Source organism: Streptomyces misionensis (genome assembly GCF_007896895.1).
GTDB lineage: Bacteria > Actinomycetota > Actinomycetes > Streptomycetales > Streptomycetaceae > Streptomyces > Streptomyces misionensis_A.
In genome coordinates this window covers 25,296-43,139 of record NZ_VOGW01000101.1, presented here as the reverse complement: position 1 = coordinate 43,139, position 17,844 = coordinate 25,296, and the positions used below count along the sequence as shown (strand labels likewise).

Here is a 17,844-nt window from a genome sequence, read left to right as displayed (position 1 = left end):
AGAGGATTCGGCGTTGTCGCCGGGCGCGCCTCCCGCCCCTGAGCAGAACCCGATGAACCGCTCCACCGCCGTCTCCGCCGCCTCGATGTCGCACGGGGCCTGGCGGAGGAGCGAGAGGGCGCACTCGTAGAGGCGGTAGGCGGCGATCACCCGGTCGCCGTCCTCCGAGGCGCGGGCGCGGCACAGGCGCCATTCCGCGGTGACCCGGCCGCGCAGTTCCTCCCAGCGGTGCAGCCGGGCGTCGAGGACGGCGAGGGCCTGGTCCAGGCGCTGGCGGCGGCGGTCGGCGGCGTCCTCGAAGGTGAACAGCAGGTCGGCGCGCCGGGGTTCGCGGTCCGCGGCGGAGCTGTGGGCGACCCACGCGCGCAGCATCCGGCTGCGGCCGACGGCGGCCTCGGCCGCGTCCAGCAGCGCTCCGGTGCCGGGCCCGGCCATCACCCGGTCCCGGCGGGTGTCGAGCGCGGGGCCCAACTCGTCGACGATCCGGTCGAGTTCCGTGCCGAGCCGGGCCCAGCGTTCGCGCAGCGGCCGGTGCACCAGCGACTCGGCGGCCTGCGCCGCGCGTCCGCCCTGGCGGCGGTGGACCAGCAGCAGCCGGGCCCCGTGCGGGGCGAGCCGGTCCAGCAGGGCGAGCAGGGCGTCGGGTTCGGCGGACTCGTCGACCCCGACCAGGACCGCGGCGAGCGGGACCCGCAGGGTGGCGAGCCGTTCCGGCCGGGGGTCGTCGCGGATGCCGAGGCGTTCGGCGATGCGGTCCATGACCTGGGCGGCCGTCAGCCCCTTGACGTCCAGGGCGAGGTCGTGCGCGCCGGCCGGCGGCACGGTCTCGGGCGGGTCGTGGCTGAAGGCGCTGGTGTTGCGGTGGGTGCGCAGCTCCCGGTCGGCGAGCGTGACGGCCCGCTCCAGCGTGAAGGCACGGTCGCCCAGCTCCGGCACCACGGTGACCAGCACCGGCCAGCCCTCGCCCCGGAACCAGCCGGCGAGTTCGGTGGCGAAGGGCACGTCGAGCCGGCCCCCGCCGCCGGGCGTACGGCTGCGCAGCCGGGGGTCGACGGCCTCGGCGCCGTCGGTCCAGGCGGCGACCTGCGGCAGATGGCTGAGGATGGTCTCGGTGGGGCTCATCTGGCTGAAGGCGGATACCTGCCCCTCGTCCACGCTGAGCACGATCCCGATGACCTGGTCGGTGGCGTGGTCGACCACTCCCCCGCCGCTGAAGCCGGGCGCGGCCAGCTCGTCCGGGGTGAGCGGGCGCAACTGCACCCGGCTGTCCCGGCCGCGCGCGGCGACCAGGGTGGCGCCGTGCCAGCGGCCGCCGTCGTCGCCGGCCGGGAAGCCGTACATGCTCACGGGTCCGTGCGGGGAGGCGAGCCGGTAGAGGCGGGTGGCGTGTTCGGCGGGCAGCGGCTCGGCGAGGCGCAGCAGGGCGAGGTCGCCGCTGCGGTCGCCGAACGCGTCCTCGCTCTCCGGTACGTGCTCGTCCGGAGAGACGGTGGCGGCGACGGCTCCCCGCCCCGGGACGCCGACGAGTCGCACGACGTACGGCGCGCCCGGCGTGACGACATGGCCGGCGGTGAGCACCCGGTCGGCGGCGAGCAGCACCCCGGCACCGAGCACCACGCCGTCCGGGTCCTCGATGCGGGCGATCCAGGTCGGCGTGCGTAACCGGGACTTGACGGCTCGTTCCCCCGTGCGCGTCATGCTGCCGAGGTTACTCCCCGTACCGGCCCGGAACTACCGGTGTGCACGAGGTGGTGACATGTGAAGGGTTCGAACGAGTTCGCCACATTCGAACTTCCTGTCTATACACTGTGTGTATAGTCCACACATGGCCCTTTCGATCAACACGACCCCGACGCCCGCTTCCGCGACCGGAAAGATGCGCGAACGGCGCCGCGGGTTCCGCGCGGCCGCACTCGTCCCGGCCGCGGTCGGCCTGGCGCTGGCCCTCACCGGCTGCGCCCAGGTCGACACCACGTCGCCGAGCACCGCGCGAAAGCAGGCGGCGCAGGGGGCACAGGGATCGCCCGCGGCGTTCGGCGACGTCGACTGCCGCAAGGCGAAGTGCATCGCCCTCACCTTCGACGCGGGCCCCAGCGAGAACTCCCCGAAGCTGCTGGACATCCTGAAGGAGAAGAAGGTCCACGCGACGTTCTTCCTCCTGGGCAAGCGGCACATCGAGAAGTACCCGCAGCTGGTCAAGCGGATGTCGGCCGAGGGTCACGAGGTGGCGAGCCACACGTGGGACCACAAGATACTCACCGACATATCCGACGACCAGGTGCGCGACGAGCTCGAACGGCCCAACGACGCGATCGAACGGCTCACCGGGCGCAAGCCCACCCTGATGCGCCCGCCGCAGGGCCGCACCGACGCCAACATCCACAAGATATGCAAGGAGCTGGGGCTCGCGGAGGTGCTGTGGAGCGTCACGGCCAAGGACTACGCGACCAATGACTCCGCGCTCATCGAGAAGCGCGTCCTCGAACAGGCCGACCGGGACGGGATCATCCTGCTGCACGACATCTACCCCGGCACCGTGCCCGCCGTCCCCGGCATCATCGACGCCCTGAAGGAACGCGGCTACCACTTCGTGACGGTTCCCCAGCTCCTCGCCCCCGGGAAGGCGGAGCCGGGCAAGGTCTACCGTCCCTGAGTCGCCCGGGGCACCCCCGCTGGGCCGACCGGGTGAGGCGGCGGCGAACCCGCTGCCGGCGGACGGCCCGTGCCTACGATCGGTGCCGTGCCGATCTTCTCCCTCACCCGTACCGTCCCGCTCCCCGTGGCCGAGACCTGGCGCCGGCTCACCGAGTGGCACCGCCACACCGGTGCGGTGCCGCTGACCCGGATCAGGGTGCTCACCCCCGGGCCGACCCGGGTCGGCACCCGATTCACCGCGCGCTCGGGCGTCGCCCCGCTGACCCTGGACGACACCATGGAGGTGACCGTCTGGCGCCCGCCCGTGGGCGTGGAGGGCGGGCTGTGCCGGCTGGAGAAGCGGGGCCGGGTGATCCTCGGCTGGGCGGAGATCGAGGTGCGGCCGGCGCCCGGGGGCGGCAGCCGGGTGCGGTGGCGGGAGGAGCTGCGGGTGCGCTCCCTGCCCCGCGCCCTCGACGGCCTCGTCGGGCTCACGTCCCGCACGGTGTTCGGACACGCGCTGGACCGGCTGCTCAAGCGGCCCTGAACGGCCGAACGCGCGAGGGAACTCCAGTTCTTGCGGTCGGAGACGACCGGGGACAAGCGGTCCTCCCGATCTCGCGACCCTCGAACGACCGTACGACAACCGGGACGTCAGTCTTAGCGGCCCGTCGCCGCCACCGTCACGCCCGGCCCGATCAACGTCAGGCCGCCGATGCCGCCGACGGCGGACAGCCGCCGGGGCGAGCGGGCGAACCAGCCGCGGGCGGCGGAGGCGACCAGACCCCAGGTGCTGTCCGAGGCCGGCGCGATGACGTTGAAGACCAGGCCGAGCAGCAGCACCCGGAGCGGCACCCGGCCCTGCGCGCGGTCCACGAACCGGGGCAGCACGGCGGCGCAGAACACCATGGTCTTGAAATGGGCCACGCCGGCCGCGAAGCCGAGGTGGACGAGATACGCGGCGCCCGCGAGCGTGAGCGCCGTGAAGAGCGGCACGGAGCGTTCCACCACCGGCCCGACGCCGAGGGCCACGGCGGCGACGAGGACGTACGCGCCGAGGGTGTTGCCGGCCACGGAGGTCAGCGCGGTGCGGCGGCCGTGCGCAGGCGCCCGCCCGATGACGAAGAGCACGCTCGGGCCGGGCACCACGATCAGCAGAGGGACAGCGCCGCGAAGGCGAGCAGCCGGTCGGTGGGGACCATGTCCCCGTGCGGCACAGGGGCCGGGGCGCGCGGCAATCCGTTTCCCCGCGCCGGCTCACGCCACCGAGCCGATCCGCGCCTCCCCCGCGTCGTGGTGGATCGGGGTGTGGCCGCCGGTCAGCGCGCGGCCGCTGCCGCCGCGCCGCTCGGCGACGATCTGCGCGGCGATCGACAGGGCCGTCTCCTCCGGGGTGCGGGCGCCGAGGTCGAGGCCGATCGGGGAGCGCAGCCGGGCCAGTTCCGGCTCGGTGACGCCCGCCTCGCGCAGCCGTCGCGCGCGGTCGAGATGGGTGCGCCGGGAGCCCATCGCGCCGACGTAGGCGACCGGCAGCCGCAGCGCCACCCGCAGCAGCGGGATGTCGAACTTGGCGTCGTGGGTGAGGACGCACAGCACGGTACGGGCGTCGGTCCCGGTGCGCTCCAGATAGGTGTGGGGCCACTCCACCACGATCTCGTCGGCATCCGGGAAGCGGGCGCGGGTGGCGAAGACCGGTCGGGCGTCGCACACCGTGACGTGGTAGCCGAGGAACTTCCCGGCGCGCACCAGGGCGGCGGCGAAGTCGATCGCGCCGAAGACGATCATCCGGGGCGGGGGTACGGAGGACTCGACCAGGACGGTGACCGGGGCGCCGCAGCGCGAGCCCCGGGCGCCGATCTCCACGGTGCCGGTGCGGCCCGCGTCCAGGTGGGCACGGGCCTCGGCGGCGACCGTGCGGTCCAGCTCGGGGTGGGCGCCGAAACCGCCGTACGCGGAGCCGTCGGGGCGGACCAGCAGGGCCCGGCCGCGCAGCCCGGCCGGCCCCCGGGCGATCCGGGCGAGCGCCGCCGCCTCACCGCGGGCGGCGGCGGCCAGCGCGGCCGTGGCCACCGGCCGGGCGGGATCGTCCGCCCGGACCGGGGTGACCAGGATGTCGAGGACGCCGCCGCAGGTCAGGCCGACCGCGAACGCGTCCTCGTCGCTGTAGCCGAAGCGTTCGAGGACGGTTTCGCCGTCCTCGAGGGCCTGCCGGCACAGCTCGTAGACCGCGCCCTCCACACAGCCGCCGGAGACCGAGCCGATGGCCGTTCCGTCGGCGTCCACCGCGAGGGCGGCGCCGGGCTGCCGGGGCGCGCTGCCGCCGACGGCCACCACGGTGGCGACGGCGAAGTCACGGCCCTGCGCGGCCCACCGGTTCAGCTTTTCGGCGATGTCCAGCATCTGTCGTTCTCCTCAACGCGCTTGTGGAAAAGGTGAGTTGGCGGGCGGCTAGTGGACACCGAGCCAGGCCTCGACGGGGTGGAGGGCGAAGTAGACCAGGAAGACGGCCGTCAGGCCCCACATGAAGGCGCCGACCTCGCGGAACCGGCCCTGGGCCGCCTTGATGGCCGTCCAGGAGACGACTCCCGCCGCGACACCGGTCGTGATGGTGTACGTGAACGGCATCAGGACGACGGTCAGGAAGACCGGGATGGCGGTGGCGCGGTCGCCCCAGTCCACGTGCCGGGCGTTCATCAGCATCATCGCGCCGATGACCACCAGGGCGGCGGAGGCGACCTCCTGCGGGACGATCGCGGTGACCGGGGTGAAGAACAGGCAGGCGGCGAAGAACAGGCCGGTGACCACGGAGGCCAGGCCGGTGCGCGCGCCCTCGCCGACGCCGGTCGCCGACTCGATGAAGACGGTCTGCCCGGAGCCGCCGGTCACCCCGCCGATCGCGCCGCCCGCGCCGTCGATGAACAGCGCCTTGGACAGGCCGGGCATCCGGCCCCGGTCGTCGGCGAGCCCGGCCTCGGTGCCGACCCCGATGATGGTGGCCATCGCGTCGAAGAAGCCGGCCAGGACCAGGGTGAAGACGATCACCGCGACGGTCATCCCGCCGACCTGGCCCCAGCCGCCGAAGCCCACGTGGCCGAAGAGCGAGAAGTCCGGCACGGAGACCGCGCCGCCGTGCAGTTCGGGCGCGCCCGCCGCCCACTGGCGGGGGTCGATGACGCCGAGACCGTTGAGGACGGCGGCGACGACGGTGCCGGAGACGATGCCGATGAGGATGGCGCCGGGGACGCCCCGGGCCTGGAGCATGAAGATCAGCAGCAGGGTGCCGGCGAAGAGCAGCACCGGCCAGCCGGTGAGCTGGCCCGCGGGTCCGAGACCGAGCGGGGTGCCCTTGCCCTGGTGCACGAAGCCGGACTTGTAGAAGCCGATCAGGGCGATGAACAGGCCGATGCCCATGGTGATGCCGTGCTTGAGCGCGAGCGGGATCGCGTTCATGATCATCTCGCGCAGTCCGGTGACGACCAGCAGCATGATGACGGCGCCGTACAGCACGCACATGCCCATCGCCTGCGGCCAGGTCATGTGCGGGACCACCTGCGCGGACAGCACCCCGGAGACCGACAGGCCGGCGGCGAGCGCGAGCGGCACCTTGCCGACGAAGCCCATCAGCAGGGTGGTCAGGGCCGCGGCGAACGCGGTCGCGGTGATCAGGGCCTTCTGGCCGAGCGTGTCCCCGTGCACGTCCTTGCCGGACAGGATCAGCGGGTTGAGCAGGAGGATGTAGGCCATCGCCATGAAGGTGGTGATGCCGCCGCGCACCTCGCGCGCGACCGTGGATCCTCTGCGGGATATGTGGAAGTACCGGTCGAGCCAGGACCGGCCGGCCGGGACGCGGCTGCCGTCTCCGGCGTCCTCGGCGGTGGTCCTGGGCTCCACTGATGGATGGGTCATGGTGCCGTCTCCCAAGGTTCACAGGGGCACCCACGACTCCCTCGGGGAGCGCGGGATTTGGGATGTGCACGAAAACCCGGGGGACGGCCCGGCGCTGCACGTGTGGGGTGGGCCGGGGATGAGCGGTCGCCCGGCGCCGGGGTGCCGCGGCGGGCACCCGGCATCGGGGTGCCCGCGGCGGCGGTGGGCGAATTACGCGGTGCCCGTGAGGTGTTCCGGGCGCACCGGCGTGCGGTTCAGTTCCAGGCCGGTCGCATTGCGGATCGCGGCCAGCACGGCCGGGGTGGAGGAGAGCGTCGGGGCCTCGCCGATGCCGCGCAGGCCGTACGGGGCGTGCTCGTCGGCGAGTTCGAGGACGTCGACCGGGATGGTCGGGGTGTCGAGGATGGTCGGGATCAGATAGTCCGTGAAGGAGGGGTTGCGCACCTTCGCGGTCTTCGGGTCCACGATGATCTCCTCCATCACCGCGACGCCCAGGCCCTGTGTGGTGCCGCCCTGGATCTGGCCGATCACGGACAGCGGGTTGAGCGCCTTGCCGACGTCCTGGGCGCAGGCCAGCTCGATGACCTTGACGAGGCCGAGTTCGGTGTCCACCTCCACCACGGCGCGGTGCGCGGCGAAGGAGTACTGGACGTGCCCGTTGCCCTGTCCGGTGCGCAGGTCGAAGGCCTCGGTCGGCCGGTGCCGCCACTCCTCCTCGACCTCCACGGCCTCGCCCTCCAGGACGTCGACCAGGTCGGCGAGCGCCTCGCCGCCGTCGGTGACGACCTTGCCGCCCTCCAGCAGCAGCTCCGCGGTGGCCCAGGCCGGATGGTAGGACCCGAACTTGCGCCGGCCGATCTCCAGGACCCGCTCGCGGACGAGTTCGCAGGCGTTCTTGACGGCGCCGCCGGTGACGTACGTCTGGCGGGAGGCGGAAGTGGAGCCCGCCGAGCCCACCTGGGTGTCGGCCGGGTGGATGGTCACCCGGGAGACGCCGAGTTCGCTGCGGGCGATCTGGGCGTGCACGGTGACGCCGCCCTGGCCGACCTCCGCCATCGCGGTGTGCACGGTGGCGACCGGCTCGCCCGCGATCACCTCCATGCGCACCTTCGCGGTGGAGTAGTCGTCGAACCCCTCGGAGAAACCGACGTTCTTGATGCCGACGGCGTAGCCGATGCCGCGGACGACGCCCTCGCCGTGCGTGGTGTTGGACAGACCGCCGGGCAGCTGCCGTACGTCGGCGCCCTCGCTGGACTCCCACTGGCGCTCGGGCGGCAGCGGCATCGCCTTGACGCGGCGCAGCAGTTCGGCGACCGGGGCCGGGGAGTCGACGGGCTGCCCGGTGGGCATGAGGGTGCCCTGCTCCATGGCGTTGCGCTGTCTGAACTCCACCGGGTCCAGGCCGAGTTCGCGCGCCAGCTTGTCCATCTGCGCCTCGTAGGCGAAGCACGCCTGGACCGCGCCGAAGCCGCGCATGGCGCCGCAGGGCGGGTTGTTGGTGTAGAGGGCGATGGCCTCGATGTCGACGTCGTCCACGACGTACGGTCCGACGCCGAGCGAGGAGGCGTTGCCGACGACCGCCGGGGAGGCGGAGGCGTAGGCGCCGCCGTCCAGCACGATCCGGCACTTGACGTGGGTCAGCTTGCCGTCGCGGGTGGCCCCGTGCTCGTAGGTCAGCTTGGCCGGGTGGCGGTGGACGTGCCCGAAGAAGGACTCGAACCGGTTGTAGACGATCTTCACGGGTTTGCCGGTGCGCAGCGCCAGCAGGCAGGCGTGGATCTGCATGGACAGGTCCTCGCGGCCGCCGAACGCGCCGCCGACGCCGGCCAGGGTCATCCGCACCTTCTTCTCGGGCAGGCCGAGCACGGGCGCGATCTGGCGCAGGTCGGAGTGGAGCCACTGGGTGGCGATGTAGAGGTGGACGCCGCCGTCCTCCTCGGGCACGGCGAGCCCGGACTCGGGGCCGAGGAAGGCCTGGTCCTGCATGCCGAAGGTGTACTCGCCCCGGACGATCACGTCGGCGCGGGCGGCGGCCGCGGCCGCGTCGCCCCGGACGATCGGCTGGCGGTGCACGATGTTCGGGTGCGGGACGTGCCCGATGTGGTGGTCGTCGCGGTGTTCGTGGACGAGCACCGCGTCGGGCGCGAGGGCCGTCCTCTCGTCGGTGACCACCGGGAGTTCGCGGTAGTCGACCTTGATCTTGGCGGCGGCGCGGCGGGCGGTCTCCGGGTGGTCGGCGGCGACGATGGCGACCGGCTCGCCGTGGTGGCGCACCTTGCCGTGGGCGAGTACCGGGGTGTCCTGGATCTCCAGGCCGTAGTGCTTCACCTCGGTGGGCAGGTCGTCGTACGTCATCACGGCGTACACGCCCGGCAGGGCCAGGGCCTCGGAGGTGTCGATGGAGACGATCTCGGCGTGCGCGACGGTGGAGCGCAGGATCTGGCCCCAGAGCATGTCCTCGTGCCACATGTCGGACGAGTAGGCGAACTCGCCGGTGACCTTGAGGGTGCCGTCCGGACGCAGGGTCGACTCGCCGATGCCGCCCTTGGTGTGGGAGCCCTGCGTGATCTTCGTGGGTGCGCCGTTCGCGGGCATGGTCAGACCCCCTCGGACTGGCGGGCGGCCGCGAGGCGGACCGCGTCCATGATCTTCTCGTAGCCCGTGCAGCGGCACAGGTTGCCCGACAGCGCCTCGCGGATGTCGGCGTCGGACGGGTTCGGGTTGCGCTCCAGCAGTTCGTCGGAGGCGACGAGCAGGCCCGGGGTGCAGAACCCGCACTGGACGGCGCCCGCGTCGATGAACGCCTGCTGGATCGGGGCCAGTGCGCCGCCCTCGCCGGTCCGCGAGTCGGTGCCGCCCGCGGCCTGCCAGCGCTGGGCCGCGTCCAGGGACGTGCCCTCGCCCTCGCCCTGGGTGCGCTGCCTGGCGTAGTCGGCCAGCCCCTCGACGGTCACCACGTCCCGGCCCTCGGCCTGCCCGGCCGCGACCAGACAGGAACAGACCGGCACGCCGTCGAGCCGTACCGTGCAGGAACCGCATTCGCCCTGTTCGCAGGCGTTCTTGGAGCCGGGCAGGCCGAGCCGCTCGCGCAGCACGTACAGCAGGGACTCGCCCTCCCAGACGTCGTCGGCCTGCTGCGGGCGTCCGTTGACGGTGAAGTTGACGCGCATCACGCAGCTCCCTCGGTGGTGCGGCGGGCGTCGCGGTACGACTCCCAGGTCCAGGTCAGCGTCCGACGGGCCAGCACGCCGATCGCGTGGCGGCGGTAGCCCGCGGTGCCCCGGACGTCGTCGATCGGGTTGCAGGCGGCCGCGCACAGGTCGGCAAACCGCTTGACGGCCGACGGGGTGATGATCTTCCCGTTGTCCCAGAAGCCGCCCTCCTCCAGGGCCGCGTTCAGGAACTCCTCGGCGGCCGTGGCGCGCACCGGCGTGGGCGCGGCCGAGCCGATGCCGGTGCGCACGGTGCGGGTGGCCGGGTGCAGGGCGAGCCCGAAGGCGCACACGGCGATGACCATGGCGTTGCGGGTGCCGACCTTGGAGTACTGCTGCGGTCCGTCGGCCTTGGCGATGTGCACGGCGCGGATCAGCTCGTCGGGCTGGAGCGCGTTGCGCTTGACGCCCGTGTAGAAGGCGTCGATCGGGATCATGCGGGTGCCGCGCGCGGCCGAGGCCACCTCGACCTCGGCGCCGGCCGCGAGGAGGGCGGGGTGGGCGTCGCCGGCGGGCGAGGCCGTGCCGAGGTTGCCGCCGACGCCGCCGCGGTTGCGGATCTGCGGGGAGGCGACCGTGTGCGCGGCCAGCGCGAGGCCCGGCAGCTCGGCACGGAGCCGTTCCATGATCGCGGTGTACGGCACGGAGGCGCCCAGCCGTACGGTGTCCTCGCCGGCCTCCCATTCGTGGAGTTCGCCGACGCGGTTGAGGTCGAGCAGGTACTCGGGCCTGCGGTGGTCGAAGTTGATCTCGACCATCACATCGGTGCCACCCGCAATCGGCACAGCGGTGGGATGCTCGGCCTTCGCGGCGAGCGCCTCCTCCCAGCTGGCGGGGCGAAGGAAGTCCATGACCGGCTCTCTTCTTCGTCTCGTGGGTCGTGCGATGTGAGCCAATCCGTGTGCGGCGGGCGCGGCTCGTTCCTGTCCTGTTGACGCGGAGTGGAGCCAGTACACCGCCGCGTACTCCGGCGGGGTCAGTCACCGAAACCATGAAGGAGTTCGCTGGCCAGCCGGAGCATCTTGTAGATTCGTATGAACGGAGGACATCGGATTCCTCTCCGTTTTCCCGGGGAGACGCGGGAAGCGGCTTCCCGCCATGGAGCGGGAGCGGCGGCGGAGACCCCGAGCGGGCCCCGGGGCGCCGCGCCGGTCGCTCCCCCGCCTGCCTCCCAAGATCCATCGTAGATTTCGAGACACAGAAACGGCGGCGACGAGATGCGGCTGCGCGCACTGCTGGACACCGATGCGCTGGGCCTGCTGCTGCTCGGCGGCGAGGACGAGCTGGACCGCTCGGTGCGCGGTGTGATGACGACCGACCTGCGCGACCCCAGCCGCTACCTCTCCGGCGGTGAGCTGGTGCTGACCGGCCTGGCCTGGCGCCGGGACGCGGCGGATTCCGAGCCTTTCGTGCGCATCCTGGTGCAGGCCGGGGTGGCGGCCCTCGCGTCCGGCACCGCCGAGCTGGGCGGGGTGCCGGAGGACCTGGTGGCGGCCTGCGCCAAGCACCGGCTGCCGCTGTTCGCGGTGGACGAGTCGGTGTCGTTCGCCACGGTCACCGAACATGTCGTGCGCCAGGTCTCCGGCGAGCGCGCCGGGGATCTGGCCGCCGTCGTGGACCGGCACCGCCGGATGATGACCTCGGGCCCGGCGGGCGGCGGCCCGGACGTGGTGCTCGACCTGCTCGGCTCCGACCTCGACATGCGCGCCTGGGTGCTCTCGCCCACCGGCCGGCTGATCGCGGGTTCCAAGGTGGCGGGCCCGGCCCTGCCCGCCGAGACCTGCGCCCAGCTGGCCGCCGAGCACCTGGCCGCCACCCGCGGCGGCCGGCGCGGCCCGCACCGGGTGGTGCTGGGCGGTACGACGTACTCGCTCTTCCCGGTCCGCTCCTCGGGGCGGGCCCCGCAGGCCGCGCGCGATGTGCGCGAGACGGTGCTGTCGGACTGGCTGCTGGCCGTGGAGGCGGACGCGGGCGACTGGCCCGAGCAGCGCATGGACCTGCTCCAGGGCGTCACCCAGCTGATAGCCGTCGAGCGCGACCGCCGCGAGGCGGCCCGCACGGTCCGGCGCCGGCTCGCCCAGGAGGTCCTGGAACTGGTGCAGACGGGCGCCGCGCCCGCCGAGATCGCCGCCCGGCTGCGGGTGGCCGCGCCGGTGCTGCTGCCCGGGCTCGGGGCGGCCCCGCACTGGCAGGTCGTGGTGGCCCGGGTGGAGTGGGAGGGCGAGGAGGTCGCGGGCGGTCCGGTGGCCCAGTCGCTGCTGGAGGAGGTGCTGGTCGACCCGCTGGCGACCGGCCCCGAGCCGTCCGACCGCATCGCCGTGGCGCACACCGGTGAGGAGGCGGTCGCCCTGGTGCCGCTGCCCGCCGTACCGGCCGTCGCGGCCGACCACGAGGGCGCGGAGAACGGACTGCTCGCCGACGCCCTGCTGCGGGCGGTGCGCGAGCCGCTGACGGCGGGCCTGGACGACGACGGCCGGCTCACCCTGGGCGTCAGCGCGGCCGTGCACTCGGCGGAGGGCCTGCGTGGCGCCCTGGAGGAGGCCCGGCACGCCCGCCGGGTGGCGGCGGCCCGCCCCGGCCGGGTCTGCGCGGCCGGCCACCAGGAGCTGGCCAGCCACGTCCTGCTGCTCCCCTTCGTCCCGGACGACGTGCGCCGCGCCTTCACGGCCCGGCTGCTGGACCCGCTGAAGGACTACGACCGCCGGCACCGGGCGGAGCTGATCCCGACCCTGGAGGCGTTCCTGGACAGCGACGGCTCCTGGACGCGCTGCGCCACCCGGCTGCACCTGCACGTCAACACGCTGCGCTACCGGGTCGGCCGGATCGAGCAGTTGACGGGCCGGGACCTGTCCCGCCTGGAGGACAAGCTCGATTTCTTCCTGGCGCTGCGGATGAGCTGAACCGACCGGGCGAAGCGGACAGACCGCAGCGCGCCGACTCCCCGCCACTTTGTGAAATCTTTCACCCACCCTCTTGGCCCGGCCACTCGATCGGTGCTGGAATGCGGCCACCACTCATGGGCTCGATGGCGTGCTAGGGGAGGCCAACGTGGCGCATACCGCCATGTCTGGGAACGGAACGACCGCCGGTGACGATCCTCTCCAGACCGCGGTGTGGAGGCTGCGTTCGCGGGCCTGCTGGGCCGACGCCGCGGCCCTGCTGCCGCCCGACAGCCCGGGTGCGGCGCTGCAACGGGCCATGCTGCTGGTCGAACGCTGTCTGTACACCGAGCGCGGCTGGGCGGACGCGGAGGACGCGCTGCGTACGGCGGAGGCGCTGGCGCACACCGACGAGGAGCGGGGGGCGGCCGCCTGCGAACGCGGCCAGCTCGCCTACGCCGCGACCCTGCACGGGGTACGGGACCGGGTGGACGAGGCGCGGGCGGCTCTGGGGCGGGCGGCGGCGCTGATCCCGCCGGGGGCGGCGGCCCGGGCGCTGCTGGACTTCCGCCGGGGCCTGCTCGCGGAGAACCTGTCCCGTTCCCCGCAGGCGGCGCGGGCCGCCTACCGCCGGGCGCACGCGGGCGCCACCGCGCACGCGGACCCGCTGCTGCTGTCCTTCACCTGGCGCCATCTCGCCGGACTCGCCCTGCGCGACGGGGAGTTGACGGAGGCCCGGCACGGCTTCGCCGAGTCCCTGCGGATTCGCGAGGAGCTGGGCTACCTGGTGGGCACGGCACCGGCCCTGGTGTCGCTGGCCGACACCGAGGAGGAACCGGCCGCGTCCCGGCTGCGAGAGGAGGCCCGCCGTCTGTTCCGCCTCCTGGGCGGCGTACCGACCTGGCTGGCGGCCCAGCTGGCCCCGCCGGCGGCCGGGCCCGCGACCGCGTGAGCGGAGGTGCCCGCGGGGACGGGGTGCTCAGAGGGAACTGAGAGACGGCTGTGCCAGTCTGGCGCGCCCCGAGCCCCCATCCCAGGAGAAGAACGTCGGATGACCCTCGTCAACGGCCTGCCGGCCCATATTCTGCTCGTGCACGTCGTCGTGGTCCTGATACCCCTGACGGCCCTCGCCCTGATGGCCGCGGCGCTGTGGCCGCGGGCCGCGCGCCGGCTGGGCGTGCTGCTGCCCGTGCTGGCGTTCGTCGGGCTCGTCAGCGTGCCGCTGACCACCAACGCGGGCGAGTGGCTGGAGCGGCACGTCGACTCCGACCCGCTGGTCCGCAGGCACACCGAACTGGGCGACGGGCTGCTGCCGTGGGCCCTCGGCCTCTTCGTCCTCGCGGCCTTCGTGTGGTGGTCCGGGCGCCGCACGGCGGGCGCCGAGCGCGGCGGGCGCCGGTCCGCGCTTCCGGTGCGGGTCGTGGTGGGCGTGCTGTCCGTGGTCGTCGCGGTGGGCGCGGTGGTGGACGTGTACCGGATCGGGGACTCCGGGGCGAAGGCGGCGTGGCACGACGGCTTCTCGAAGACGGCGCACCAGGAGGGCGGGTCCGACGGGTCCTGAGCGGCGGCCCGCCTCGCGGCGGGCGACCGCGCCACCGGCCGGGTGTCTCCCAGGGAGGAGGCCCCGGCCGGCGTCCGTGAGCGGCCGGGCGCGGGGCCGCGGCTCAGCTCGCGCCCGCGAAGTGCTCGGTCACCAGCCCCGGCACCACGTCCAGGTCCCCGGCGACCAGCGCGTCCAGCAGGGTCACGTGTTCCGCCGCGTCCGCGGCCAGGTCCGCGCGGGCATGGCGGACGGCGCCGCCGACGAGGGGCCACTGCGCCCGCCGGTGCAGGTCCTCCGCGATCCGGCACAGCTCCTCGTTGCCGGACAGTCCCAGCATCGCGCGGTGGAAGGCCCGGTCGGACTCCGCGTACGCGGCCGGGCACCCCGAGGCCGCCGCCCGCACCGAATCCTCCGCCAGCGGCCGCAGCGCGGCCCACCGCTCCGCGGGCACCGTCCGGGCCAGCCGCAGCATCACGGGCACCTCGATCAGCTCCCGCACCTCCGCCAGCTCGGCCAGCTCGCGCGCCCCGCGCTCCACCACCCGGAACCCGCGGTTGGGCACCACCTCGACGGCGCCCTCCAGGGCGAGCTGCTGCATGGCCTCCCGCACGGGCGTGGCCGAGACCCCGAAGCGCTCCCCGAGCACCGGCGCCGAGTAGACCTCACCCGGCCGCAGCTCCCCGGTCACCAGCGCCACGCGCAGCGCCTCCAGGATCTGTCCGCGCACCGAGGCCCGCCGCACCGAAGGCCGCTCGTCCGCGGCCGACGGCCCGGCAACCGGAGGGTCACCGTGCGTGATCCCTGCCGGTATGCCCCCCGGCGCACCGGCGTCCGGCTCCCCTACCGGGCGCCCGGCGCGCGCCGGGCGCTGTTGCGCCGGCACCCGTGCGCCGTTTCGCGCCCCGGCGGAGCCCTGCACGCCCTGCTTCACCGGGTCCTCCTGGCGGCTTGTCGGTACTTGGGGTCATTAACGATGGCTTGTCGGTTGTTCGTCAAGCACCTTAGGCGTACCGAGCGGCAGGTCAAACTCGATCGAGGGCAGATAAGGAAAGCCTCACCTAAACAATGGGACCACTCATCGAGGCGGGGGCCGCGCCGAAGCACCACATCTTCCCCGCCGCCCGCCCACCGCACCACCGGATTCACCAACCGACGGGCTCCCACCAGCGCCTGACGGACCCTCAACGACAGGACGGCCCCCATCGTCCATTAAGATCGACGCGAATCCGGCCACCCCGCTCGGACAGGTGATTCACAACTTCCTCACCTCGCGCAGGAACTTTCCGAGGAACCATCCGTACGGGTAGTCTTATTCGAACTCAACTCCCGCCCCTCACGCGGTAGTTCGAGCAGAACGCCGTCCCTGGGCATCCCCTCGCACCTTCTTGGCGGCCTCTTGCCGCGAAACCCCCTGAGGGCCGCCGGGAGTGGGCCACTATGGCGGGCGTTACGCCCTATCCCAATGCAAGGGACCCCTATGAGACTGACCGACATATCGCTGAACTGGCTGCTTCCCGGCGCCGTACTGCTCCTGGGCATGCTGGCGGCGGTGGCGGTGCTCGTGCGCGGCAAGCGCTCCTCCGGGGAGAACGCGAGCGCGGACGACTCCTGGGAGCGCAGCGAGGAGCGCCGCAGGCGCAAGGAGGCCATCTACGGCACGGCCTCCTACGTGCTGCTGTTCTGCTGTGCGGCGGTGGCGGCCGCCCTGTCCTTCCACGGCCTGGTCGGCTTCGGCGAGCAGAACCTCGGGCTCTCCGACGGCTGGCAGTACCTGGTGCCGTTCGGCCTGGACGGCGCGGCCATGTTCTGCTCCGTGCTCGCGGTGCGCGAGGCCAGTCACGGTGACGCGGCACTCGGCTCGCGCATCCTCGTGTGGCTGTTCGCCGCGGCCGCGGCCTGGTTCAACTGGGTGCACGCGCCGCGCGGCGCCGGGCACGCGGGCGCGCCGCAGTTCTTCTCCGGTATGTCCCTGTCGGCGGCCGTCCTGTTCGACCGCGCGCTGAAGCAGACCCGCCGTGCGGCGCTGCGTGAGCAGGGCCTGGTGCCGCGTCCGCTGCCGCAGATCCGGATCGTGCGCTGGCTGCGGGCGCCCCGTGAGACCTACCGCGCGTGGTCGCTGATGCTGCTGGAGGGCGTGCGCAGCCTCGACGAGGCGGTCGAGGAGGTCCGCGAGGACAAGCGGCAGAAGGAGCAGGCGCGGCAGCGGCGGCGCGAGCAGGAGCGGATGGAGCGCGCCCAGCTCAAGGCGATCAGCCGCGGGCACGGGCGACTGGTGGGCCGTCCCGGCGGCCGGCAGGTGGAGGTGCAGGCGGTGGAGCGCGGGCCCGCGCCCGCACCCGCGGAGCCTGCCATATCGGGTACGGACCAGCTGCCCGTACCGTCCCGTCCCTCTCTTCAGCCGGTTCGCAAGGGGACTGAGCCGGTGACCGTCGACCTCACCGCGGAGGACGACACGATGGCCCTGCCGCGTCTGGACTCCCTGGAGCGCAAGCTCAAGGATCTGGAGCAGCAGTTCGGCTAGTGCTGTGGCCGGAGAGGTCTGCCGGGAAGCTCGCGGCGTCCGGTGCGGTGCATCGCAAGGCGGAGCGTGACCCGCGTACCGGATGTACTCGGGTGACGCGACAACGCGGCGAGGTGCCGTGCCGGGCGTCGCGAGCCGGTGAACCCTTCCGGTCGCAGCACCAGGAGCGCGGCTCCTCATGGGTCGGGGGTGTGACCGCACGGGTCGCGCCCCCGACCCATGTCCGCGGTCTCTCACGCCGCTTCGGCGCCGAGTTCGAACCACACCGACTTGCCGACCCCGTGCGGCCGTACGCCCCAGGCGTCGGCGAGGGACTCCACCAGGACCATGCCCCGGCCGTGGGTGTCGTCGTCCGGCTGCGGGGTGCGCACCTCGGGTCTTCGGGGCACGAAGTCCCGTACCTCCACGCGGAGTCCGCCGGGCGCCACGACGGCGGTGAGCACGGCATCGTCGTCCGTGTGCACGAGCGCGTTGGTGACCAGCTCGCTGGTGAGCAGCTCGGCGATCTCCGACTGCCCCGGCTTGCCCCAGTCCCGCAACAGCTCCCGCAGCTCCCGCCGCGCCTCCGGCACGGCCCGCAGATCCGCCCGCCCGAGCCTGCGCCACAGCCGCTGCGGGTACGGCGACCCGGCCTGCGCACGCGGTCCGCGCCTGGCCTCCGCCCACCCACGCCCGGCGCCTTCACCGGCCCGCCGGCCGTCCTCCCGCCCGGCACTCGCACCGGCCCCGCGGCCGGCCTCCCGCCCCAGGCCCTCGCCGGTACCGCGGCCAGCCTCCCGCACCGAACCCGCACCCGTACCGCGCCCGCCGTCCCGGACCTCCGCGGCCCCGGCGCTCCTGTCCCACGTGGCGTCCGCCGCCCGACCGCTCGCGTCCCGCGTGACGTCCCCGGCCGCGGCGCCCCTCTGCCGCGTCGCGCCCGCGGCCGCACCGTCCCTCTCCCGCGCGGCGTCCACGGCCGGACCCCGCCTGCGCCGCCCGGCACGGGGGCGGCGCCCCGCGGCATCGGTGACGGGCACCGCCATGTCGCTCACCGCCCCGGCAACCACCCCGGCCCTGCCGTCCACCGCGCCCGGACCGGTCCCCTCGGCGACCGGGTCCGCGCCCCGGCCGGACCTCCCGGCCACCGGATACGCCGTCTCCCCCACAGCCCCCGGCAACCGCCCG

14 protein-coding genes and 1 pseudogene are annotated in these 17,844 nt (G+C 73.8%); 6 read left to right on the top strand and 9 right to left on the bottom strand.

The window, feature by feature from the left end; translation table 11 throughout:
* Positions 1-1,698 (bottom strand): trypsin-like serine peptidase (locus tag FRZ03_RS17400; RefSeq protein WP_146466121.1); only part of this gene is annotated, 1,698 nt, incomplete at its 3' end.
* Positions 1,699-1,876: 178 nt separating this feature from the next.
* Between FRZ03_RS17400 and FRZ03_RS17395 the strand changes: the two genes are divergently transcribed.
* Both FRZ03_RS17395 and FRZ03_RS17390 read left to right on the top strand, forming a co-directional pair.
* Complete coding sequence (locus tag FRZ03_RS17395) at positions 1,877-2,653, top strand: polysaccharide deacetylase family protein (protein ID WP_261399212.1); 777 nt, start codon at positions 1,877-1,879, stop codon at positions 2,651-2,653.
* Positions 2,654-2,740: 87 nt separating this feature from the next.
* The gene (locus FRZ03_RS17390) at positions 2,741-3,181 is read left to right on the top strand and encodes an SRPBCC family protein (protein WP_146466074.1); all 441 of its coding nucleotides are present in this window, start codon (positions 2,741-2,743) and stop codon (positions 3,179-3,181) included.
* A gap of 113 nt (positions 3,182-3,294) precedes the next feature.
* On the opposite strand, the pseudogene FRZ03_RS17385 reads toward FRZ03_RS17390, so the two are convergent.
* The 6 genes and pseudogenes from FRZ03_RS17385 to FRZ03_RS17360 all read right to left on the bottom strand — a co-directional run bounded on the left by FRZ03_RS17385 (position 3,295) and on the right by FRZ03_RS17360 (position 10,585).
* Positions 3,295-3,836 (bottom strand): annotated as a pseudogene (locus FRZ03_RS17385) (LysE family translocator).
* 55 nt (positions 3,837-3,891) lie between these two features.
* On the bottom strand, positions 3,892-5,034 hold the full coding sequence (locus FRZ03_RS17380) for an XdhC family protein (RefSeq protein WP_146466073.1): 1,143 nt from the start codon (positions 5,032-5,034) through the stop codon (positions 3,892-3,894).
* Between the two features lie 48 nt (positions 5,035-5,082).
* Complete coding sequence (locus FRZ03_RS17375) at positions 5,083-6,540, bottom strand: NCS2 family permease (protein WP_146466072.1); 1,458 nt, start codon at positions 6,538-6,540, stop codon at positions 5,083-5,085.
* Positions 6,541-6,732: 192 nt separating this feature from the next.
* Positions 6,733-9,117, bottom strand: coding sequence for a xanthine dehydrogenase family protein molybdopterin-binding subunit (locus FRZ03_RS17370; RefSeq protein WP_146466071.1), 2,385 nt, complete (start codon positions 9,115-9,117; stop codon positions 6,733-6,735).
* 2 nt (positions 9,118-9,119) lie between these two features.
* Entirely contained in the window at positions 9,120-9,692 is a 573-nt protein-coding gene (locus tag FRZ03_RS17365; protein WP_146466070.1) for a (2Fe-2S)-binding protein, read from the bottom strand.
* A complete protein-coding gene (locus tag FRZ03_RS17360) occupies positions 9,692-10,585 on the bottom strand; it encodes an FAD binding domain-containing protein (RefSeq protein WP_146466069.1) in 894 nt (297 codons plus the stop codon). The genes FRZ03_RS17365 and FRZ03_RS17360 overlap by 1 nt, the downstream gene beginning before the upstream one ends.
* Before the next feature lie 366 nt (positions 10,586-10,951).
* Between FRZ03_RS17360 and FRZ03_RS17355 the strand changes: the two genes are divergently transcribed.
* From FRZ03_RS17355 to FRZ03_RS17345, 3 genes are all read left to right on the top strand, one after another.
* Positions 10,952-12,634, top strand: a complete 1,683-nt coding sequence (locus tag FRZ03_RS17355) for a PucR family transcriptional regulator (RefSeq protein ID WP_146466068.1) — start codon at positions 10,952-10,954, stop codon at positions 12,632-12,634.
* A 163-nt stretch (positions 12,635-12,797) separates the two neighbouring features.
* Entirely contained in the window at positions 12,798-13,565 is a 768-nt protein-coding gene (locus tag FRZ03_RS17350; protein WP_186785471.1) for a hypothetical protein, read from the top strand.
* 99 nt (positions 13,566-13,664) lie between these two features.
* Positions 13,665-14,174, top strand: a complete 510-nt coding sequence (locus tag FRZ03_RS17345; RefSeq protein WP_146466066.1) for a DUF2231 domain-containing protein — start codon at positions 13,665-13,667, stop codon at positions 14,172-14,174.
* Between the two features lie 103 nt (positions 14,175-14,277).
* Here FRZ03_RS17345 and FRZ03_RS17340 read toward each other — a convergent pair whose 3' ends face one another.
* A complete protein-coding gene (locus FRZ03_RS17340) occupies positions 14,278-15,087 on the bottom strand; it encodes a GntR family transcriptional regulator (protein WP_146466065.1) in 810 nt (269 codons plus the stop codon).
* 546 nt (positions 15,088-15,633) lie between these two features.
* On the opposite strand from FRZ03_RS17340, the gene FRZ03_RS17335 reads away from it, so the two are divergent.
* A complete protein-coding gene (locus FRZ03_RS17335) occupies positions 15,634-16,677 on the top strand; it encodes a DUF2637 domain-containing protein (protein WP_146466064.1) in 1,044 nt (347 codons plus the stop codon).
* 233 nt (positions 16,678-16,910) lie between these two features.
* Here the strand turns inward: FRZ03_RS17335 and FRZ03_RS17330 are convergent, their stop codons facing one another.
* Positions 16,911-17,285: an ATP-binding protein gene (locus FRZ03_RS17330; RefSeq protein ID WP_146466120.1), complete on the bottom strand. Its 375-nt coding sequence runs from the start codon at positions 17,283-17,285 to the stop codon at positions 16,911-16,913.
* Positions 17,286-17,844 lie beyond the last annotated feature (559 nt).